The organism is Chitinophaga filiformis (genome assembly GCF_900102545.1).
Lineage (GTDB): Bacteria > Bacteroidota > Bacteroidia > Chitinophagales > Chitinophagaceae > Chitinophaga > Chitinophaga filiformis.
This window is the reverse complement of sequence record NZ_FNBN01000001.1, coordinates 1,604,361-1,626,601: the sequence shown is the minus strand read 5'-3', so window position 1 is coordinate 1,626,601 and position 22,241 is coordinate 1,604,361. Positions and strand designations below refer to the sequence as shown.

Below are 22,241 nucleotides of genomic sequence, written 5' to 3'. Positions count from 1 at the left end.
TGCCATGTTCAAATATAGTCATGTCCAGAGATCAGTACCAGCATCATTTCAGGGAAGTCTATGCCCGTCTGAACGGGCAGCAGCGCAAAGCCGTCGACCAGACGGAAGGCCCGGTCATGGTCATTGCCGGCCCAGGTACAGGTAAAACACAGATCCTGGCGGCCCGAATCGGCAAAATACTCCTGGATACTGACTATCTGCCGCAGAATATCCTCTGCCTTACTTATACAGATGCCGGAACTGTGGCCATGCGAAAACGCTTAACGGACTTTATCGGTCCCGATGCCTACCGCGTTAATATCCATACCTTCCACTCCTTCTGTAACGAAGTGATCCAGGATAACCTGGGCCTGTTTGACAAACATCATCTCGATCCTGTTTCAGAACTGGAAAAGATCCAGCTGCTGAAAAAGCTGATTGACGGCTTCACAAAGGAGAATCCCCTGAAACGCTACCGGGGAGACGTGTACTTTGACATGAAAAACCTGGACCACCTTTTCTCTACCATTAAAAGAGAAGGCTGGTCTGTGGAATATATCACAGATGCCATCTCTGCCTATATTGAAAGCCTTCCCGAAAGGGACGCTTACATTGCAAAGAAGGCCTCCCGGCAATTTGCCAAAGGAGATATCCGCACGGATAAGATTGCGCTGGAAAAGGAAAAGATGGTGCGCCTCCAGGCAGCGGTGGAACAGTTCCCCGTATACACAGCATTGATGCATGCTGCTGGCCGTTATGATTTTGATGATATGATCAACTGGGTGATCGGGGCATTTGAAACTTATCCTAACCTGCTGGCCGACTACCGGGAACGGTTCCAATACATCCTGGTGGATGAATACCAGGATACTAGCGGCACCCAGAACAAACTGGTACAACTGCTGATAGGTGCTCAGGAAGCCCCCAACATCTTTGTGGTAGGCGATGACGATCAGTCCATTTACCGCTTTCAGGGCGCCAGTATCGAAAACATGGCGCAGTTCGCAGACACCTTTGCGGATACACTGCAAACCATCGTGCTTACACGCAATTACCGCTCCGTGCAATCTATCCTGGATGTATCTATGTCCCTGATAGAAAATAACGGGGCGGCCAGGCTGGTGAAACAGTTACCGGGACTCAGCAAACACCTGACTGCCGCGGCTAACCACCTGATACCACTGAATATTCCACCTGTTATCCGGCGTTATAATACGCCCCGGGATGAAATGATCGATATCACCCGGCAGGTTGCTCAATTGCTGGATAATGGTGTGGCTCCCGGCAGGATCGCTGTCATTTACCGGGAAAATAAATACGGGGAAGAACTGGCCCGCTATTGCCGGTTCCAGCATATTCCCTTCTATTCAAAACGGAGTATCAACCTGTTTGAAATACCGTTTGCCCGCAAGGTGCTGACGATCCTCCGCTATATTGCCTGTGAAATGGATACCCCTTACAGTGGAGATGATCTGCTGTTTTCCATTCTTCACTACGACTTTTATCACATTCCTGCCATAGAGGTGGCTAAGATCAGCATAAGGGCTGCAGAGAAAGGTTACAGGGAGAAATCTTCCATACGCCAGTACCTCCAGGAATGGCAGCATACCCGTAATCTGACCCTTTTCACAGAAGCGCCTGAACAGGCCCTGATTGACTTTACCCGTATCATGGAGCGGTTGATAAAGGATGCGCACAATCTCACCCTCCAACAGCTTTTTGCTGCCATTATCAACGAATGCGGTGTGCTTTCATATGTGATGCAGTCGCCTGAAAAGCCCTGGCTCATGAAAGTGCTGCAGTCCCTCTTTGACTTTATAAAAGCGGAAACGCACCGGAATCCTGATCTGTCGCTGGTACCCTTCATGGACATGACAGACCTGATGGCGCATAATCATATCACGATTCCCATCGTCCAGGTGTCAGGGAATGAAAAGGGCATCAACCTGCTCACGGCTCATGGCGCCAAAGGACTGGAATTTGAATACGTGTTCATTGCCGGCACCAATTCTCACCTGTGGGAAAAGAAAGTAAGAAGCAATACGGGGTTTGCCTTTCCGGATACCCTCTTTACCACAGCGGTGACGAGTACTGATGAACAGGAACTCCGCAGACTGTTTTATGTAGCGCTGACCAGGGCAGAGAAATACCTGTATATCAGTTATCCGGAATTCAGAACAGATGGCAAACCACTGGAACCCAGCCTGTTTGTCACAGAAATACTGGAACAACATCCATTACCTGTGGAGAAAGTCATCATTCCGGAAGATGTTCTGTTCACATTTGAGACGCTCCAATATACCCATGGCGTAGCGCCGGAAATAGCGCGGACCGACCAGCAGTTCATTGACAATCTGCTGGCCAGTTTTGTGATGAATGTGACAGCACTTAATAACTACCTGGACTGCCCGTTGGGCTTCTACTATAAAAACCTGGTACGGGTACCTTCCGGCCGCTCGGAAAACACAGAGTTTGGCTCCGCCGTTCACTATGCGCTGGAAAAGCTGTTCCAGAAAATGCAGGAAAGCAAACAATACGAATTCCCTTCCAAAGAAGAATTCATCCGTGACTTTACCTGGAGCATGCTGCGCAACCGGGAAAGCTTCACCCGGGAATCCTTTGAACGAAGGCTGGAATACGGAAAAGACATCCTGGACAGCTACTACGATACCTATCTGTCACAATGGAACAAGGTGGTCAGCGTAGAACGGAACGTCCGGAATGTAGTGGTCAGCGGTGTGCCTCTCAAAGGCAAGATCGACAAGCTGGAATTTGACCGTAACAGGGTGAATGTGGTGGACTACAAGACCGGCGATTATGAAAAGGCCATCAGGGAGTATCAGAAATTTGCCCGTCCCGATCAGCTGCACCCGGATGGCGGGGATTACTGGCGACAGGCCGTATTTTATAAAGTCCTGCTGGATAACTATCACCAGAAGGACTGGAAGGTAGTAAGTACCGAATTTGACTTTATAGAGCCGAACAGGCAGAAAGTATATCATAAGGAGAAGGTGGTCATTACCCCTGAGGATGTCAGCCTGGTGACCCAGCAGATCGTTTCCACCTGGACGAAGATCCAGAACAGGGAATTCTATACGGGTTGTGGTAAAAAGGACTGCGTATGGTGCAATTTTGTGAAGGATAATAAACTATATGTGGCGCTTCATGAGCCGGAAGCAGAGAATGAGATGGAGCTTCCCGCCCGTTTGGGAGACTGATCCGGGGGTACGGCAGACTGATTTGGATTTTACTGTTTGGAATTTGATCTTTGGAGCCGGTTTTTGGTATAATACTATAGATAATGAATCATAACTTCCGTGGCTGGGTTTACTGGCTGATAGTGATAAGTGCCTCCATCTTCCTGCTCCCGGGCTGCGCCAACATTGTTCCACCCAGCGGCGGACCTAAAGATACGCTTGCTCCTAAGCTGACTTACATTTCACCACCGGATTCAACCCTCCACTTCAAGGCGAAGAAGGTAACTTTTACTTTTAACGAATATGTACAGCTGGACAATGTTTTTGAAAAGCTGATCGTATCTCCTACCCTGAAACGTATCCCCACGGTAACTTCCAAGCTGAAAACCGTTACCATGGTGATCAAGGATACGCTGGCAGAGAATACTACTTACACTTTTAACTTTTCAGACGCCATCCGCGACAACAACGAAAGCAATCCCATACAGGATTTCCAGTATGTTGTATCTACCGGCGATTACCTGGATTCCCTCCAGGTACGGGGCTTTATCATCGATGCAGAAACCGGGAAACCTGACAGCAATGTGTCTGTGATGATTTACCGGAATAACATAGATTCCGTAGTATCCAAGGAGAAACCTGTTTATTATGCCCGTTCCAGGGGCAGTGGGGCCTTCTGGTTCAGGAATATGGCTCCCGGCGATTACAAGCTGTTTGCACTGAAAGAGGATGACAGAGACCTCCAGTACAACCAGCCCAAAGAGCTGATCGCCTTTAGCGACAGCCTGCTTCACCTGAGAGACCAGAACCTGAAAGACATCACCCTTCTGATGTTCATGGAGCAGGACAGCACCCTCAAGAAGCCGGAAGAAGTCGCCCAGGAACAGCAACCGGTAGAGGAAGAAACTGAAAAGGAAAAAAAGGAGAAGGAAAAGGAAAAGAAGAAGAAGCGTACCCTGAATATTTCCCCTACCCTGGAAGACAATAAGCAGGAACTGGGCAAACCTTTGCTGCTCACCTTTAGCGCACCTGTTAAAACGTTTGACAGCACGGCTTTGCGTTTGACACAGGATACCATATTCACTCCGGTGACCTTCACGACCACCTTTGATTCCACCCGTACCAAACTGTCAGTGAATTTTGACTGGAAGGAAGGCAAGCCCTACAGGTTGATCATCCCCAAGGAATCAGTGGCTGATACAACGGGCGCCCAACCGGCAAAAGCAGATACGATCAGTTTTGCTGCTAAAAAGGAATCTGACTATGGCCGGGTAATGCTGACCCTGACTCTCAGCGACAGCACTAAGTCCATGGTCAGCGATACCATGCACTATGTAGCTCAGCTGGTCAAGGATAAGGAGATAAAATATTCCGGGAGAATAGAACGGAAGACCTGGGTCCAGAAACGCATTACGCCGGGGGAATACGAGGTATGGATACTCCTGGACGAGAATAATAACGGAAAATGGGACCGCGGTGTCTATTATGGTACGCCTAAGAAACAGCCGGAAAGGGTAGTCAGCTTCCCGAAAAAAGAGAATATTAAAGCCAACTGGGGGGTAAAGATCCCGCTGACATTATAATTCCTAATTTTACATCATGATATTTTCCTCCGCCCTGATAGAAAATGCAGTTAATGAGTTTGCGCGGTTGCCGGGCATTGGCAAAAAAACAGCGTTACGCCTGGTTTTGCACCTGCTAAAGCAGGATCCGGCACAGGTAAAGCTGTTTGGTGAAGTTGTGACCCGTATGCGGGACCAGATCAAATTCTGTAAGATCTGCCATAATGTTTCCGACCAGGAGATCTGCAGTATCTGCGCTAATCCTTCCAGGAATAAGGCTCTTGTATGTGTGGTGGAGAATATCCGCGATGTGATGGCGATTGAAAACACCCAGCAGTTCAATGGTACTTATCATGTACTGGGTGGTATCATCTCTCCTATTGATGGTGTGGGTCCGGAACAGCTGAATATTTATTCACTGGTGGATAGAGTGCAGCAGCAAGGTATTGAAGAGATCATCATGGCGCTCAGTCCTACGATTGAAGGAGATACAACGATCTATTACCTGTCCAAAAAGCTCAAGGAATTTCCTGTAAAGATCACAACAATTGCGAGGGGTATTGCCTTTGGCGGTGAGCTGGAATATGCGGATGAGATGACGCTTGCAAGATCGATCTCCAACAGGTTGCCGCTGGAGAGTTATGTGCAGAAGTGATAATGACACTGATCAGACAGCTGGCAGGCACAGCTGATATTATAAAAAAATTAAGCAAAACGCTTAACACAGAATGGTCGCCCATTTCGTGTTAAGCGTTTTGCTTAAAGAGATACGGGTGCTGAATAACACCCGTGTGTGTTTAACCTGTAATTCCACGTTATGAAAATTCGATATGGCTGGTTAATGTTTTTATGTTGAATGCTCATCGCGCTGTTCCCGCTCTTTTTCTCTCAGTTCCTGCCAGCGCTGCATCTCGTATTTATTCAGAAAACAAATTTTAAAGATCTCAGATCCCTCTCTATCGGCATCTGCAGGCACCGGATACAGTCCATACTGCGCAAGGTGCTGCTGCAAGCTTTTTACATGCTCGGCAATACTCATTGTAATAATGATTTATGCAGGTTACGAAACTAAACGGTCAAATGGTGGTAATGCGCCGGTTTAGCAACAACAGCCCTGGTTATAAAGGCAGTTGTATATAAGCATGTTCTGGGTGCTGAAATGCCTTAACGATTGTTGTGCGTCTGTTTGCATTGTAATTCTCATTGCGGAAGCGTTGCCTCCTATTACCCTACAAATATAGTAGACTTTACAAATCAAAACAAATTTTTTCTATTAACTACTATAAATTCAAAGAGGTTGTATCATTGATATACCCCCTTTGGATTCACGCTAAGTAGCTTCGGTTTCAGTATGGGATGGCGGTCGGCGCCTCTCCTCTCCGGAAAGCTATTAAGCATTGTCAATCGAATAGGGGGCTGAATATGGATTGGACAGCATCGGTCGTGTCGCCGGAGAGCCGAAGGCCCGCCATTCCCATCTGAAACCGCCTGCTACTTCCGCTGTCGCTCTTAATTTGGTAAGGGGCTAGCTTGTCAGAGGAAACGAGGTTGTATTTACTTTCTATACAACTTCTTCCCATATATTTTATGCTGAAGTTATCTTTTCAAAATGCTTCAGCAGTTCCTCCACAGTAGATAACTTTGTTTTCTCTCTTCTCTCTCTGAGCTTGACTTTCCCCTCCTCACTTATAGAAGGATCCATTAATAGATCATCAATTTCCTTAATTACTTCTCCGCGTTCTTTATTAATCTCCTTCTGTTCAAAATAAGCTGAGACCTTTGACCAGACAACTTTTATACCCCAGGGCGAAAGCGGGAGCTAAAATTATAAGCCAGGATTTTAGAGGGTTATCTTCTGGTAAATTATTTGCGAGACTTGCGATTAACATACCTCCACCTGCTCCCGCCATATTATCACCAGTATCGTTTTTTGCATTTTTGGAGGTCGTAGTGGAATCTTTTGGGGACGAAACCTTTGCCAAAAACGTGTTTATTTAAGTCCCAGGAATATCTCAGTAAACCGGTTAACTGTATCTATATCGTTTTTCTTCTCTAAATCAAGTTCAACAATTTCCCCGCTTTTGCTCTGGATCCTGAGTTTCCGGGTTTTTCTAAAATTGTTGATAACAAATCCTCCAAACTTTACAACGACTGCTACAGCAAATGCGACGGCAAGCGTTATCGTGATTATTGAATTAGTCATAAATATTGTTTAAGCCTTTATGTAACAAAAGTAGGTATTATTTATTAATAAAGTCGTTATCTAAAACAATAATTATTCAATACAATTAACTGATAATTAACATAATACGATTATTAAAACGATAACCTGAGTTACTTTTGTCCACTTTCGTGTCCGTATTGTTCCTTATACCTGAATTAGTTTTTCTCTATAGATCATTTTCATTCTGCGAGTTTCATGTTGCCGTAAGCTCTTTCGCAATGCCGTACACCGACATAATAAGGTAATTATTAAGTACCTTTGTTTACTAGTCTCCGCGGGTGGATTTGTTTATTGTTCGACCTGCGGGTATTATTGAACCGTAACTAATAAACGTATTACAATTATGAAATCATTATCCCAATGCGCCGCAGAGCGCATTCTGATCATTGATGGAGCAATGGGTACCATGATCCAGCGGTACAAGCTGGAGGAAGCGGATTACAGGGGTGAACGCTTTAAAGATTATCATCTGGATGTAAAAGGTAATAATGACCTGCTCTGTCTTACACAACCCCATATCATCGAAGCAATACATAAAGAATACCTGGAAGCCGGCGCCGATATTATCGAGACCAATACTTTCAGCAGCACTTTCATTGCCATGGCAGACTACGATATGCAGTCGCTTGCCTATGAGCTGAACGTAGCCGCTGCCCGTATCGCCAGGAAAGCTGCAGATGAGTATACCGCTAAGACTCCTGATAAGCCAAGGTTTGTGGCGGGCGCCATCGGTCCGCTGAACAAAACGCTGTCTCTCTCTCCCGATGTAAACAATCCGGGCTTCCGTTCCGTTACTTTTGACGAAGTAGTAAATGCTTACTACGAACAGGTCAAAGGATTGCATGAAGGAGGCGTAGACATCCTGCTCATTGAGACCATCTTTGACACGCTGAACAGTAAGGCCGCCATCTTCGCTGCAAAGAAATACTTCCGTGATATCGCCCAGCCTGAACTCCCGGTGATGATATCAGGTACTATCACGGATGCTTCCGGAAGAACGCTGAGCGGCCAGACACTGGAAGCCTTCTATATCTCCGTGATGCATGCAAAACCATTCTCAGTAGGGCTCAATTGCGCCCTGGGTGGAGAACAGATGCGTCCTTATATCTCTGAGCTGTCGCAGATAGCAGCCTGCAATGTAAGCTGCTACCCGAATGCGGGTCTGCCGAATGCCTTTGGAGAATATGATGAAACACCTGATCATACGGCACACATCATTGAAGATTTTGCCCGGGAAGGTTTTGTGAACATCGTAGGCGGCTGTTGTGGTACCACACCAGATCATATCCGCCACATTGCAGAACATGTAAAGACCCTGCCTCCTAGACCTCTGCCGGTAAAGGTGGAAGAATTGGCGTAAGTCTATACTGATAAATTACTACAGCAACACAAATGAGCGAAACAATCACTTCAGCAGATACTTTACAGACACCCGGAACCAAAGTGATAAAACCTTACCTCCGTCTGAGTGGTTTGGAACCGCTGGTGGTAAGGCCTGAGACCAATTTCATTAATATCGGTGAACGTACCAACGTAACCGGTTCGAAGAAATTTGCCCGCCTGATCCGGGAAGGATTATATGAAGAAGCCCTCTCTGTAGCCCGCCAGCAGGTGGAAAATGGTGCGCAGGTACTGGATGTGAACATGGATGATGCCCTCCTGGATGGAGAAAAGGCAATGACGACCTTCCTGAACCTTCTGGCCTCAGAACCAGACATCTCCAGGATTCCGGTGATGATCGACTCCAGTAAATTCAGCATCATAGAGGCCGGCCTCAAATGCCTGCAGGGTAAATGTATCGTAAACTCCATCAGCCTGAAGGAAGGGGAAGCCAAGTTCATTGAACAGGCCCAGATCTGTAAAGCCTTTGGCGCCGCCGTGGTAGTCATGGCTTTCGATGAACACGGACAGGCTGATACCGAAGAGAAGAAGGTCAGCTTCTGCCACCGCTCTTATAAAATACTGACAGAAAAGGTTGGCTTTGACCCGCAGGATATCATCTTCGACCCTAACATCTTCGCGATTGCCACAGGTATAGAAGAGCATAATAACTATGCGGTAGACTTCATCAACGCTACCCGCCGTATAAAAGAACTGATGCCCCTCACCAGTGTAAGCGGTGGGGTAAGTAATATTTCCTTCTCTTTCCGTGGTAACGATGTGGTGCGTGAAGCCATGCACTCCGCGTTCCTCTTCCATGCCATCAAGGCAGGTATGAACATGGGTATTGTGAATGCCGGTATGCTCCAGATCTATGACGAAATAGAGCCGGAACTGCGTGAACTCTGCGACGACGCTATCCTGAACCGCCGGGAAGACGCTACAGAACGCCTGATCGCCTTTGCCGAAACGGTGAAGAGTAAAGGTAAAGTGATCGAAAAGGATGAAACCTGGCGCCAGGGAACTGTGGAAGATCGCCTGAGTCATGCCCTGGTAAATGGTATTACAGACTATATTGAGGCTGATACAGAAGAGGCCCGTCAGAAATATCCACGTCCGCTGGATGTAATTGAGGGCCCTCTCATGGCCGGTATGAACATAGTAGGCGACCTGTTTGGCAGTGGTAAGATGTTCCTTCCCCAGGTGGTGAAAAGCGCCCGTGTCATGAAGAAATCCGTGGCAGTGCTCACTCCTTTTATAGAGGCAGAAAAGCAAAAGCTGGTGGAGCTGAACGGTGGCGTGGTAAAATCCGCCGGAAAGATCCTGCTTGCCACAGTAAAAGGAGACGTGCACGATATCGGGAAGAACATTGTAGGCGTGGTACTGGGCTGTAATGGTTATGACATCATTGATATGGGCGTAATGGTGCCTGCTGAGAAAATACTACAGACCGCCCGCCAGGAGCAGGTGGATATTATTGGTCTCAGTGGTCTGATCACCCCCAGCCTGGACGAGATGGTAAATGTAGCCAGAGAGATGAAACGGCAGCATTTTGAAGTGCCGCTGATCATTGGAGGCGCTACCACCTCCCGCACGCATACAGCCGTTAAAATAGCCCCGGAATACGAGCATGGGGTAATACACGTACTGGATGCTTCCCGTAGCGTAACAGTTACCGGAAGCCTGCTGAATAAGGCGCTTAAGAAGACCTTCCTGGACGATGTGAAGATCGAGTACCAGAAACTGAACGAGAACTTCCGGAACAAGAAACCGGTAAAGCAATATCTACCTATCGCGGAAGCCCGCCAGCATAAGGCTATCACAGACTGGAGCAACTACAAACCGGTTGTACCTAAAAAACTGGGGGTACAGGTGTTCCAAAACTATGACCTGGCTGAAATAGCCGAGTTTATTGACTGGCAGCCCTTCTTTATCTCCTGGGAACTGCATGGTAAATTCCCGCAGATCCTTACGGATGAAATCGTAGGAAAGGAAGCTTCCCGTCTCTTCGAAGATGCGAAAGCCATGCTGAAACGTATCGTAGAAGAAAAATGGCTTACTGCCAATGGCGTGATAGGTCTGTTCCCTGCAAACAGAAGTGCGGACGATACCATTTCCGTACTATCGCCCAAACCCGGCGCCGGCACCGTTCACCTGGAATGCCTCCGCCAGCAGATCAAAAAGGCTCCCGGTCAGCCGAACCTTTCCCTGGCCGATTTCATTGCCCCGGCAGAAGCAGGCATCCAGGACTATATGGGCGCCTTCGCGGTTACAACGGGCGGCGATATCGAAAAATGGCTGGAGAAGTTCAAGGCAGATCATGACGATTACAGCAGCATTATGCTGAAAGCCCTCGCCGACAGGCTGGTGGAAGCCTTCGCAGAGTTGATGCACAAACGTGTAAGACAGGAATTCTGGGGTTATGCAACAGATGAACAGCTGGACAACGATGCGCTGATCCGTGAGGAATACTCCGGCATCCGCCCTGCGCCAGGTTATCCTGCATGCCCTGAACACACCGAGAAATATAAACTGTTCGATATGCTGGATGCTACCGCGAATACCGGTATTATCCTTACCGAATCCCTCGCAATGTACCCTGCGTCCAGTGTTAGCGGCTGGTATTTTGCCCATCCCGAGGCTAAGTATTTCGGCCTTGGCAAGATAGAGAAAGACCAGGTGGAAGACTATGCGGCACGCAAGGGATGGACCATAGAGGAAGCCGAAAAATGGCTACGCCCCGTACTTGAATATGACATGTAATAAGTCGATATAGCGGTAGTCCATCACCCTTGGACTACCGTTTTTTTATACATTAACACCAATACTGTCCATAGACCTTGGACGAATGAGCTACCACACCATGAGAATTGTATCCTATAATGTAAACGGACTGCGTTCCGCCATGAACAAAGGCTTTACAGAATGGCTGAAAACTGATCCCGCTGATATCGTATGCCTGCAGGAGATCAAAGCCCACAAAGACAACGTGGATTACCGCCAATTTGAAGAACTGGGTTACGAACACTACTGGTACCCCGCAGAGAAAAAAGGGTATAGTGGCGTGGCTGTGCTGACAAAAATCACTCCTAACCATGTACAATATGGTAACGGGTTCATGCAGAGCGATGCAGAAGGACGTGTAATAAGGCTCGATTTTGGCGATATTACCCTTGTCAATACCTACATCCCTTCCGGCACCAGTGGCGACGAAAGACAGACCTATAAATACCAATGGCTGGAAGAATTTTACGGTTACCTGGATCAGTTGAAAAATACCAGGCCGAACCTGGTAGTATGTGGCGACTATAATATATGTCATCAGCCGATAGACATTCATGACCCGGTAGGTAATAAGAAATCATCAGGCTTTCTGCCGGAAGAACGGGCATGGCTGGATAAATTCTTCAGCAATGGATTTGTGGATACCTTCCGTCATTATCATCCGGAGCCGCATCAATACAGCTGGTGGAGCGTACGATCCAATGCCAGAGCCAATAACAAAGGCTGGCGTATCGATTATATTAACGTTACAACACCCCTGCAGGAGAGACTGAAGGATGCCCAGATCTGGCAACAGGTAAAGCATTCAGACCATTGTCCTGTATACCTGCAACTGGGGTCCTAAAGCCAATTTCCGCACATGATTGTTTACAACGTCACAACCAAGGTGTCACACTTTATCAATGACAGATGGCTGCAATGGATGAAAGAAGAGCATATTCCGGCTATTATGGCTACGGGGCTTTTCCACGATTACCGCATCTGCAGGCTGCTTGAGCAGGATGACCAGGATGGTCCTACCTACTCAGCTCAGTACTTTACAGACACGCTGGAGAACTATCAAACCTACCTCGAAGAGCATGCGCCGGCCCTCCGGAAGACCGCCCACGACCTGTTCGGGAACCAGTTTGTAGCTTTTAACACAGTAATGCAGGTTGTATAAATGTTAAACTTATCCACAGGAAATCCACTGATCACACGGGGTTTAGACTTTGGTACAATACTTGGAACACATACGCGTTTATATCAAATAGTACAGCAAATGGCCTGTCACAGCGGTTTTCATCAAAGCAAGGGGGCTACCCTATCGCTGACATGTCAAGTGTTAATCTGCTGTAACCGTTATCTGTAGGCGTTTTCAGCCGATAATTTTTTGATTAAAAAAGATTCAAAAAATTTGGTAATCTGATAAAACGCGCTATATTTGCTCACATCAAACATTTTATTCACTAGTTAAATCTTACTAGCTATGAACAAAGCCGAATTAATCGACAAGCTGGCAAAAGATGCCGCTATCACAAAAACCCAAGCTAACGAAGCGCTGGATTCTTTCACTAAAGCTGTTGCTGATACCCTGAAAAAAGGTGGTAAAGTAACCTTAGTAGGTTTCGGTACTTTCTCTGTTTCTAAACGTGCTGCTCGTAACGGTAGAAACCCACAGACTGGCCAGATCATCAAGATCAAAGCTAAGAAAGTTGCTAAATTCAAAGCTGGTAAGGCTCTGTCCGACAAGCTTTAATCTGTTAGCTTAACTTATTCAAGCAAGGAACACTACTGTTTCTTGCTTTTTTTTTTGCATTTAACAGCGGCTATTACGTAATTTGCGCCTAATTAGCGGGAGTTACATCCCCAGATTAACAAACACAAATAATAAACATCAAACTGTTTACAATGGGTAGAGGTGATATCAAAACCAAAAAAGGTAAGATTTCTAACGGTTCTTTCGGCAAGTCAAGACCTGCTAAACCAAAGAAAGCTGCTGCTGCTAAAGCTGAAAAAAAGGCTTAAGGCAACTGGGAATTAGGAATTAAGAATTCGCCTGAAACGATAATTCCTAATTCCTAACTTTATCCTTATCTGCGCTCATCAAGGCGCCAGGCGTTCTATCCTCCACTCGTTACCTTCCAGCCTGTATAATATTCTATCGTGTAAACGGTTGCTACGTCCCTGCCAGAACTCCATTTTCAAAGGTTTCACTACATACCCACCCCAATATGCCGGACGCACAGGATCTTTCAACACATATTTTTCAGCCACGACCCTCACCTGCTCTTCCAGGAAACTACGATGCGGTATCACACGACTCTGTGGAGATGCAATAGCGCCTATACGGCTGCCAGGAGGCCTGCTGTTATAATATTCATCACTCACGTCAGCGGCTACTTTGCTAACAGTTCCGTCTATACGCACCTGTCTTTCCAGCTCCTGCCAGAAGAATAACAATGATACGTTCGGGTTAGCTGCCATCTCTATTCCCTTACGGCTTTCATAGTTTGTAAAGAATACAAAACCATCCGCATCAAAATTTTTCAATAGTACAATACGTGCTGAAGGATACCCGTCAGGCGTACTGGTCGCCAGTGTCATGGCATTCGGTTCATTCAGTTGTCCACTGGTTGCATCCTTCCACCAACGTCCAAATTGTTCTATGGGATCCTCTGCTACATCTTCCTCATTGAGGGAAGCCAGCCGGTAATCTTTGCGCAGATCTGCTACTTCTTTATTCAACATGGTCCTGATTTTAACTGCCACAAAGATACTTATAAACCCAGCATATACCCGGTTACAGCAGCAGATTGATATATGACAGTGGTCAGTTTATTTAGTAATTTTAACGCATGAGAACCATATTATTACTCGCTATCACCTGTTGTGTTTTCGTCTCCTGTGGCAGGAAAACAAAGCAGCAGGCGCAGACTTTCAAGGTCCATGATCCTACCAAAACTGCTTTTTATTATCTCCACCTGAAAGGCACCATCGGAACAGAATCTGTGACTATGGATCTTGTTAAATCAGGCATCTGGATCTTTCGTGGATATTATACCTATGACAAGATCGGGGAACCTATTATGATATGGGGCAGCCCCGAAGGCGATAAAGTGATCCTGTATGAGAATACAGACAGGAATGAAGAAAGGCTGTTTTCGGGCAAACTGGACAGTCTGGGGCACTTTACGGGCAAATGGAGGGGTAAGGGTACCTCCTATCCTTTTGAGCTTACCCCAAGCTTTGAGAACATGATTCCACTCGATGTACTGTACGCTGCAGACTCGGTAGATCTTTTTCCTGGCAATCCTAATACACCAACCGGCCAGGCAACTAATAGTATTGTATGGCCTACTGCCGGGTACGACGAAGCTACTGCCGCTTTTGTACGTAACTGCATTACAGATGGCAGATCCGGCATCGACGCAAACAAATATATACGCAGGGATATTGACTCTTTCCTGGTGACTTATAAAGTCAATGAAAAGGACCTGGATACAACAAATGGTATTCCTGCCAGTGCTAACTGGGCTGCTGACGCCGACATAAAAATTGTATGGAACAAATATCCCCTGCTGGTACTGGAATACTTCAGTTATGAATTCACCGGCGGCGCACACGGCAACTATGCCGCGCACTACCAGGTACTGGACCTGGAGAAGAAGAAGATCCTGAAGCCGGAAGACTTCCTGAAAGGAGACTATAAAACGGAGCTGATACCTGAACTGGAGAAATCTTTCAGGAGCATCTATAAACTGGGTGACGGAGAGAAACTGGAGACAATGCTGCTTACCAAAGAGATCGTTCCCAACGATAACTTCTTCGTTACAGATAAGGGTATCGGATTCAGTTATACACCCTACGAAATCGGCCCTTATGCATTAGGCCAGGTGAACCTGTTCGTGCCCAATAAGAACATCAAAGCCCTGCTGAAATAAAAACAGGGATCAGGGATTAAGAATGAGGATAATGCACCGACATTATTCCTTATGCTTAATTCCTGATCCCTGGTATTAGTAATCAGTTCAGATTACCCCTTCACGAGCGTACCTACATTCTTACCCATTATTACCTGCAGCAGGTTACCACCTTTATTCATATCAAATACGATGATAGGCAGTTTATTTTCCTGGCAGAGGGTAAATGCGGTCATATCCATCACGTTAAGTGATTTCTGATATACTTCAGAGAAAGTGATGGTTTCGAAACGGGTAGCGGTTGGATCTTTCTCAGGATCTGCAGTATAGATACCATCTACACGGGTTCCTTTGAGGATCACATCTGCCTGTATTTCTATAGCACGCAGGGAAGCGGCGGTATCTGTGGTGAAGTAAGGGTTACCGGTACCAGCGCCAAATATTACCACACGGCCTTTTTCAAGGTGGCGGATGGCACGGCGGCGGATGTACGGCTCAGCGATCTGTTCCATTTTAATAGCAGACTGAAGACGGGTATAAAGCCCAACTTTCTCCAGACCGCTTTGCATGGCCATACCGTTGATCACTGTTGCCAGCATACCCATATAATCGCCCTGGGCCCTTTCGATGCCGGTTTCGGCCTCATTCATTCCACGATAAATGTTACCACCTCCAATTACCACGGCTACCTGAACACCAAGGTCGGTCACAGCTTTAATATCGTACGCATACTGCGTGATCACTCTGTGATCGATACCATAATTACCTTCTCCCATCAGGGATTCACCGCTCAATTTGAGTAAAATACGCTTATACTTTGGCAACATGACTTATAGAAAAATGATATGAAATGTGTTTAGTAAATGGTTTACAGTGCCCGAATATATAAAAAAATGCGGAACACGTACTTCCGGTGTTGGGGAAAGGGAAGTATAGATGATGTCCGGCCCGCGTTGCATTCCCGATATAAAGCACAAAAAAAAGGAGAGAATGGTAATTCTCTCCTTTTAAACAGGTAACAAAATTACCCTAAAGCGATTCTTGTGAATCCGGTTACTTTCAGATCTGCGTTAACAGATTTCAGGTAATCGCCAACAGACTTGTTGTTGTCTTTTACGAATGCCTGAGGTAACAGGGTATTTTCTTTGAAGAATTTGTTCACTTTACCAACAGCGATCTTTTCAGCCATATCACCGGTTTTGCCTTCAGCAGCGATCTGCTCGATAGCGATAGCTTTTTCACGGGCAATCAATTCAGGAGATACGCCATCAGCGTCTACTGCGATTGGGTTCATTGCTGCAATCTGCATAGCGATATCTTTACCTACTTCTTCAGAAACAGGGTGAGAGAAACCAACCAGTACACCCATACGGTAGTTACCGTGGATATAAGCAGTTACAGAAGCTGCAGAGATCTTTTCAAATTTAGCCAGGGTGATCTTTTCACCGATCTTAGCTACCTGATCGTTCACTTTATCACTTACAGTAGCACCATCCAGTGTAGCTGCACCCAGTTCTTCCAGGTTGTTAACGCCTGAGCTCAGGGCCAGGTCAACGATAGACTGAGCAAATTTTACGAAATCGTCGTTTTTAGCAACGAAGTCAGTTTCGCAACCCAGCGCTACTACTACACCAGACTTACCGTCTGCAGCAGTTTTAGCGATGATAACGCCTTCTTTGGTTTCGCGGTCAGAACGCAGCGCTGCTACTTTCTGTCCTTTTTTACGCAGGTAATCTACTGCTTTTTCGAAATCGCCGTCGCTTTCTACCAGTGCTTTTCTGCAATCCATCATACCTGCACCGGTTTGTTGACGCAGTTTGTTAACATCAGCTGCTGTAATTGTTGCTGCCATAACTTATAATGAGTTTAATATAGATTAATGTTTATTCTTTATCAACTATTAGCTGAATTGCGAATCATGGAACAAAGAGTCTAAGTCCACGATTCGCAATTGCTTTATGTTATATTGTCTGTATACGGAGATTATCTTCCGCCACCGCCTGGCCTTGGACCACCGGAACCTGCAGGACGGCGCTGTCCGCCACCGCCGCCACCAGGACGGTTACCACCACCGCCACCAGGACGATTGCCGCCACCGCCGCCAGGACGGTTACCGCCGCCGCCACCAGGACGGTTGCCACCACCGCCACCGCGGTTACCACCACCAGGACCACGTCCGCCGGCACCCGGGCCACCAGGACCACGGCCACCACCAGGTTTACGGCCTCTTTCACCACGATCATCGCCACCTTCCAGTTCAAATTTCATTGCCTGGGTATCTGCTTCTTCTTCTTCAACTACATCGTCGGTTTTCTCATTTGCTCTCTCTGCCAGACCTTCTGCGATTGCAGCTGCGATATAATTAGTGATGATAGCGATAGATTTAGTCGCATCATCATTTGCAGGAACTGCGAAGTCTACTTTAGTAGGATCAGAGTTGGTATCTACCATACCGAAGGTAGAGATACCCAGGCGACGAGCTTCTGCCAGTGCAATGTGTTCGTGGCTGATGTCAACCAGGAACAGCGCGGCAGGAACACGGGCCAGCTGAGCGATACCGCCCAGTACTTTCTCCATTTTTTCCTTATCGCGGGTTAAGGTCAGACGCTCTTTCTTGGTGATGCTATCCAGGGTACCATCAGCCAGCATCTTTTCGATGCTCTGCATCTTCTTAACGCTCTTACGGATAGTAGCGAAGTTGGTCAGCATACCACCTAACCACCTTTCAGTAAAGAAAGGCATGTTAACGCGTTTTGCAGCTTCAGCTACGATTTCTTTAGCCTGTTTTTTAGTGGCTACGAACATGATCTTTTTACCGCTCTTAGCGATAGATTTCAGGGCTGCAGCTGCATCCTGTAAACCTTCAACGGTTTTATTCAGATCTATGATGTGAATACCTTTCTTTTCTGCGAAGATGTAAGGCAGCATCTTCGGGTTCCATTTTTTCTTCAGGTGACCGAAGTGTACACCCGCCTCCAGTAACTGCTGCTGTAATGAGGTATTATTTTCCATGTTATTATGCTCTGTTATAAAAGGTCAATGTTAATAATCTGCGTTTCACATATAGCTCCACGCATTCATCACGATTAGCGTTTAGAGAACTGGAAGCTTCTTCTAGCTTTAGCTTTACCTGGTTTCTTACGTTCAACGCTTCTTGGATCACGTTTCAGCAGACCAGCTGCTTTCAGCGCCGGACGGTACTCTGGATTCACCTCGCAAAGTGCGCGTGCAATACCCAGCTTAATCGCTTCTGCCTGACCCTTGATACCACCACCGGCAGCATTTACCTTTATATCAAATTTATCTGTAGCGTCGATAGTCTTCAGCGGCAGTTCTACCTGGTTCTGCAGGTATACCAGCGTGAAGTATTCTTTATAATCCTTGTCGTTCACAACTACATTTCCAGTACCCTTGCTGATGTACACACGGGCTACGGCTTCCTTACGACGACCAATAGTATTTTTTTGCTTTTCCATGTATCAGAGAAAAATTAGAAAGTTAATGTTTTCGGTTTCTGCGCAGCGTGTGGATGCTCAGCGCCTGCATATACAAACAGTTTTTTGTACATGGCACGTCCCAGACGGTTCTTAGGCAGCATACCTTTTACAGCTCTTTCTATGATCAGTTCTGGTCTGCGACGAACCAGGTCCTTAGCGATTTCTGCTTTCTGACCACCTGGATAACCAGAGAAAGTCAGATATTCCTTATCATTCCATTTATTACCGGTAAACTGAACTTTCTCAGCATTGATAACAATAATGAAATCACCACAGTCAGTGTGAGGTGTATAGTAAGGCTTGTTCTTGCCTCTTAAGATTGCCGCAATCTTAGCGCTCATCCTACCTAAAGTCAGGTTGGTAGCGTCTACAATGTGCCATTCACGCGTTACAGTAGCGTCATTGGCCGATTTAGTCTTGAAGCTTAAAGTGTTCATTATAGTATATAATAAAGTTTCTACGTTCTGAATATAACTATCCCAAACAAAACGGGAGTGCAAAGCTAATCCTCTAAATTCATAAAACCATACTTTTGAGGAAGTTTTTTATGAGACACCTTTGCAATGAATTGATTTTCAATAATAATTTTGACGCGGAATTATTAACACAGGTAGTGAATAATTTAGCAATGTCAATTCTTGACTAAATATCACTACTTAACACATATTTCTGTTTACACATATGACGTAACGCTTATAAAACCAGCTCCTTTACTCAGATACTTTAGCTTTTCCCCATTCCGCACTACATTCTGGCCCGGCACCCTTTTCTAGCGACAAACCAAGGTTACTTTAACCGTGTAAGATTCGGTAGAGACGGCTTTGAGATGGCCTCATCCTCCCTTAATCTTCCCTTCTGAAGGGAGGATTAAGGGAGGATGAGGCCATCTCAAAGCCGTCTGTATCGAATCTCTACCGAAGCCGGATACCTGTTACCCGAGACATAAAAAGGTCGGAAAGAACCCCTTCCGACCTATTATATATTGATTAATAAATAGTTATACAATCAATCCCTGTTCCTTGATGCGCCAGCATAGATCAATATATACTGCACAAGAGTTACTATAGATGCGATCGCCGCCACGACGTAAGTCATAGCCGCCCACCACAGGGCATCCTTCGCCTTGTCATGCTCTTCCCTCCGCATCAGGGTCGTATTATCCAGCCAGGCCAGCGCCCTTCTGGAAGCATCAAACTCTACCGGCAGCGTTACCAGGGAAAAGAGCGTGGTCACACCAAACAGGATAATACCGCCCAGTAATAAAGCCGGGAAGACATTGATCAGCAGTATACCGCCCAGCAATACCCATTGTACCAGGCTGGAGCTGAACTGTACCGCCGGTACCAGTTTGGAACGCATATTCAGCCAGGGATAAGCCCGCTGATGTTGTACAGCATGCCCGCACTCGTGCGCAGCCACCGCCGCAGCCATTACATTGGCCCCCGAATATACATCAGGGCTAAGATTGACCGTTTTATTGGTTGGATCATAATGGTCAGACAAAAAGCCATCTACGGAAACTACCTGTACGTCATATATCCCATTGTCTTTCAACATCTTTTCCGCAATCTGTTTTCCGGTCAGCCCGGAAGAGGTAGGTACATCACCATACTGCCTCATTTTGCTTTTCAATCTCCAGCTTACCAACATGCTGATCCCGATAAAGATCAGCGACGTAAACATAATGCCAGGTGTCATACTAATTCAAATGAAGTTAAGATTCAATACAAAATTACAGGTAAGGATGATCAAATTACCGTCCAAACCATCCCCCTCCGGGCGATTTAGGATTTCCTTAAGAATTGATCCGGCCTTCCCTGTTTTTTACTGCCAATTATGAAATTTAACACTGTCAATATGGCGTTTTTCAAAATTTTGAAATGTCAATCCCGACGTTATGACAGATATATTTTATGCTTTTATGACGCCGATTTCATATATAATTTAAGGCGGCATCATTCCTATTTATCAACCCTTTACGCTCTTCCAATGAAAGTATAATTGAATGCCTCTAACCGCTGAAACGTGCTATGGTGGCAGATCTGTCACATTATGAAAAGTCATCAAAAGTTATTCACATCAATTAAATAAACTTTTTTATTCTGTAGCCATTTAGTAATTTAGACGTGAATTTAATGGGTTAGTAAGTAGAAAGAGTCAGCAGAAATTTCTGTTGGCTCTTTTCTTTTTTACCCGATTTTCTGCTGCCCCTTTTTCATGAAAATTTGAATCTCATTACACCCTTTTCTCTCATTTTTTTCATCATCACCTCATCGTTTATTTTTTCTTTTTTACGGAGCCGATGATTTCCGTTTTAAATTTGCTGCATGAAAATTAAAACTGCATTCTTCTGTCAGAATTGTGGATACGAATCAGCTAAATGGACAGGTAAATGTCCTAGTTGTGGTCAATGGAATACATTCGTTGAAGAGAAAGTACAAAAAGATATCCCTTTACGTAATACCAACTGGCAACCTGAAAAAGAAAACGGCAGATCAGATAACATCGTGAACCTTTCCGAAGTGAGCGGAATAGAGGAAGACCGCCTGCTGACGCCCGATGCAGAACTGAACCGTGTATTGGGCGGCGGTATAGTACCCGGCTCCTTAGTACTTGTAGGTGGCGAACCCGGTATAGGTAAAAGCACCTTATTCCTGCAGAATGCATTGCAACTCAAAGACATCACTACATTATACATCAGTGGAGAGGAAAGTGCACAACAGATAAAAATGAGAGCAGACAGATTGCAGGTAAAAAATGATCTGTTCTATCTGCTGACTGAAACATCTACACAAACCATCTTCCAGGAAATAAAGAAACTACGTCCACAACTCGTTATAGTTGACTCCATTCAGACCTTACAATCACCTTTCATCGAATCCGCTCCCGGCAGCGTATCGCAGATCAGGGAAACAACGGCTGAAATGCAGCGTTTTGCCAAAGAAAGCCATACGCCTGTGTTCCTTATAGGTCATATCACCAAAGACGGTTCTATTGCCGGCCCGAAGATATTGGAGCACATGGTGGATACCGTACTGCAGTTTGAAGGAGATCAGCATTATGCTTATCGCATACTCCGCACGATCAAAAACCGTTTCGGATCGACAGCAGAACTGGGCATTTATGAAATGACGGGCGCGGGATTAAGACAGGTCACCAATCCTTCAGAGATCCTGATATCACAACGGGAAGATCAGCTGAGCGGTGTGGCTATTGCTGCTACGATGGAAGGCATGCGTCCTATGCTGGTAGAAGTGCAGGCGCTGGTAACCCAGTCTGTATACGGCACTCCTCAACGTACCGTTACCGGCTTTGATCTCCGCAGGTTACAACTACTGCTGGCGGTGCTGGAAAAACGGGGTGGTTTCCACTTCGGTGTTAAAGACGTTTTCCTGAACATTGCCGGAGGTATCCGTGTGGAAGACCCTTCCATTGATCTGGCAGTATTATGTGCGCTGCTATCTTCCTATGAGGATGCTGCTATCAGCAGCAAGATCTGTTTTGCCGGCGAGGTAGGTCTCAGTGGAGAGATCCGTGCTGTAAACAGGATAGAACAACGCATCGCTGAAGCAGAAAAACTTGGATTCGAGAAGATCTTCATCAGCCGCTACAATAAAAAAGGAACAGATGTCAGCAAGTTCAATATTGAAGTAGTGCCTGTAGGCCGCGTCGACGAAGTATACAGAAGCCTCTTTTAATTTTCCCATTAACAGGTT

At 46.1% G+C, this 22,241-nt stretch carries 20 protein-coding genes; 11 read left to right on the top strand and 9 right to left on the bottom strand.

From position 1 onward, the window contains the following. The first annotated feature begins 20 nt into the window (after positions 1-20). The 3 genes from BLR32_RS06745 (at position 21) to recR (ending at position 5,393) form a co-directional block, all read left to right on the top strand. On the top strand, positions 21-3,197 hold the full coding sequence (locus tag BLR32_RS06745) for an ATP-dependent helicase (RefSeq protein ID WP_089829777.1): 3,177 nt from the start codon (positions 21-23) through the stop codon (positions 3,195-3,197). 83 nt (positions 3,198-3,280) lie between these two features. After that, on the top strand, positions 3,281-4,759 hold the full coding sequence (locus tag BLR32_RS06740) for an Ig-like domain-containing protein (RefSeq protein WP_089829775.1): 1,479 nt from the start codon (positions 3,281-3,283) through the stop codon (positions 4,757-4,759). Positions 4,760-4,775: 16 nt separating this feature from the next. Continuing rightward, complete coding sequence (gene recR / locus BLR32_RS06735; protein WP_089829773.1) at positions 4,776-5,393, top strand: recombination mediator RecR; 618 nt, start codon at positions 4,776-4,778, stop codon at positions 5,391-5,393. 192 nt (positions 5,394-5,585) lie between these two features. Here the strand turns inward: recR and BLR32_RS06730 are convergent, their stop codons facing one another. Together BLR32_RS06730 and BLR32_RS06720 are read right to left on the bottom strand one after the other, a co-directional pair. Further along, positions 5,586-5,777, bottom strand: a complete 192-nt coding sequence (locus BLR32_RS06730) for a hypothetical protein (RefSeq protein WP_089829770.1) — start codon at positions 5,775-5,777, stop codon at positions 5,586-5,588. Positions 5,778-6,728: 951 nt separating this feature from the next. Then, positions 6,729-6,941, bottom strand: coding sequence for a hypothetical protein (locus BLR32_RS06720; RefSeq protein WP_089829766.1), 213 nt, complete (start codon positions 6,939-6,941; stop codon positions 6,729-6,731). 364 nt (positions 6,942-7,305) lie between these two features. Here BLR32_RS06720 and BLR32_RS06715 point away from each other — a divergent pair, with 364 nt between their 5' ends. From BLR32_RS06715 to BLR32_RS06690, 6 genes are all read left to right on the top strand, one after another. Continuing rightward, positions 7,306-8,322 (top strand): homocysteine S-methyltransferase family protein, encoded by a 1,017-nt coding sequence (locus BLR32_RS06715; protein WP_089829765.1) that lies wholly within the window; start codon positions 7,306-7,308, stop codon positions 8,320-8,322. Positions 8,323-8,354: 32 nt separating this feature from the next. Next, on the top strand, positions 8,355-11,105 hold the full coding sequence (gene metH / locus BLR32_RS06710) for a methionine synthase (RefSeq protein WP_089829763.1): 2,751 nt from the start codon (positions 8,355-8,357) through the stop codon (positions 11,103-11,105). A gap of 85 nt (positions 11,106-11,190) precedes the next feature. Next, positions 11,191-11,970: an exodeoxyribonuclease III gene (locus tag BLR32_RS06705; protein WP_245705371.1), complete on the top strand. Its 780-nt coding sequence runs from the start codon at positions 11,191-11,193 to the stop codon at positions 11,968-11,970. 15 nt (positions 11,971-11,985) lie between these two features. Continuing rightward, positions 11,986-12,288 (top strand): DUF4286 family protein, encoded by a 303-nt coding sequence (locus tag BLR32_RS06700; RefSeq protein WP_089829762.1) that lies wholly within the window; start codon positions 11,986-11,988, stop codon positions 12,286-12,288. Between the two features lie 306 nt (positions 12,289-12,594). After that, positions 12,595-12,864 (top strand): HU family DNA-binding protein, encoded by a 270-nt coding sequence (locus tag BLR32_RS06695; protein WP_029465307.1) that lies wholly within the window; start codon positions 12,595-12,597, stop codon positions 12,862-12,864. Positions 12,865-13,016: 152 nt separating this feature from the next. Further along, complete coding sequence (locus tag BLR32_RS06690; protein ID WP_089829760.1) at positions 13,017-13,133, top strand: 30S ribosomal protein THX; 117 nt, start codon at positions 13,017-13,019, stop codon at positions 13,131-13,133. Positions 13,134-13,211: 78 nt separating this feature from the next. Here the strand turns inward: BLR32_RS06690 and pdxH are convergent, their stop codons facing one another. Continuing rightward, positions 13,212-13,856 carry a pyridoxamine 5'-phosphate oxidase gene (gene pdxH, locus BLR32_RS06685; RefSeq protein ID WP_218124150.1) on the bottom strand — a complete coding sequence of 215 codons (645 nt, stop codon included), beginning with the start codon at positions 13,854-13,856 and terminating at the stop codon, positions 13,212-13,214. A gap of 107 nt (positions 13,857-13,963) precedes the next feature. On the opposite strand from pdxH, the gene BLR32_RS06680 reads away from it, so the two are divergent. After that, positions 13,964-15,049 carry a DUF3298 and DUF4163 domain-containing protein gene (locus BLR32_RS06680; RefSeq protein WP_089829758.1) on the top strand — a complete coding sequence of 362 codons (1,086 nt, stop codon included), beginning with the start codon at positions 13,964-13,966 and terminating at the stop codon, positions 15,047-15,049. Between the two features lie 92 nt (positions 15,050-15,141). Here BLR32_RS06680 and pyrH read toward each other — a convergent pair whose 3' ends face one another. The 6 genes from pyrH to BLR32_RS06650 form a co-directional block, all read right to left on the bottom strand. Beyond that, entirely contained in the window at positions 15,142-15,855 is a 714-nt protein-coding gene (gene pyrH / locus BLR32_RS06675) for a UMP kinase (RefSeq protein ID WP_089829756.1), read from the bottom strand. 197 nt (positions 15,856-16,052) lie between these two features. Next, entirely contained in the window at positions 16,053-16,880 is an 828-nt protein-coding gene (gene tsf, locus BLR32_RS06670) for a translation elongation factor Ts (RefSeq protein ID WP_089829755.1), read from the bottom strand. Positions 16,881-17,011: 131 nt separating this feature from the next. After that, positions 17,012-18,040, bottom strand: coding sequence for a 30S ribosomal protein S2 (gene rpsB, locus BLR32_RS06665; protein WP_089829753.1), 1,029 nt, complete (start codon positions 18,038-18,040; stop codon positions 17,012-17,014). Between the two features lie 74 nt (positions 18,041-18,114). Beyond that, a complete protein-coding gene (gene rpsI / locus BLR32_RS06660; protein WP_089829751.1) occupies positions 18,115-18,504 on the bottom strand; it encodes a 30S ribosomal protein S9 in 390 nt (129 codons plus the stop codon). Positions 18,505-18,518: 14 nt separating this feature from the next. Then, complete coding sequence (rplM, locus tag BLR32_RS06655; RefSeq protein ID WP_089829748.1) at positions 18,519-18,962, bottom strand: 50S ribosomal protein L13; 444 nt, start codon at positions 18,960-18,962, stop codon at positions 18,519-18,521. A 568-nt stretch (positions 18,963-19,530) separates the two neighbouring features. Continuing rightward, positions 19,531-20,223 carry a zinc metallopeptidase gene (locus BLR32_RS06650; RefSeq protein WP_089829746.1) on the bottom strand — a complete coding sequence of 231 codons (693 nt, stop codon included), beginning with the start codon at positions 20,221-20,223 and terminating at the stop codon, positions 19,531-19,533. A gap of 629 nt (positions 20,224-20,852) precedes the next feature. Between BLR32_RS06650 and radA the strand changes: the two genes are divergently transcribed. After that, entirely contained in the window at positions 20,853-22,223 is a 1,371-nt protein-coding gene (radA, locus tag BLR32_RS06645; RefSeq protein WP_089829744.1) for a DNA repair protein RadA, read from the top strand. The last annotated feature ends 18 nt before the right edge of the window (positions 22,224-22,241 follow it).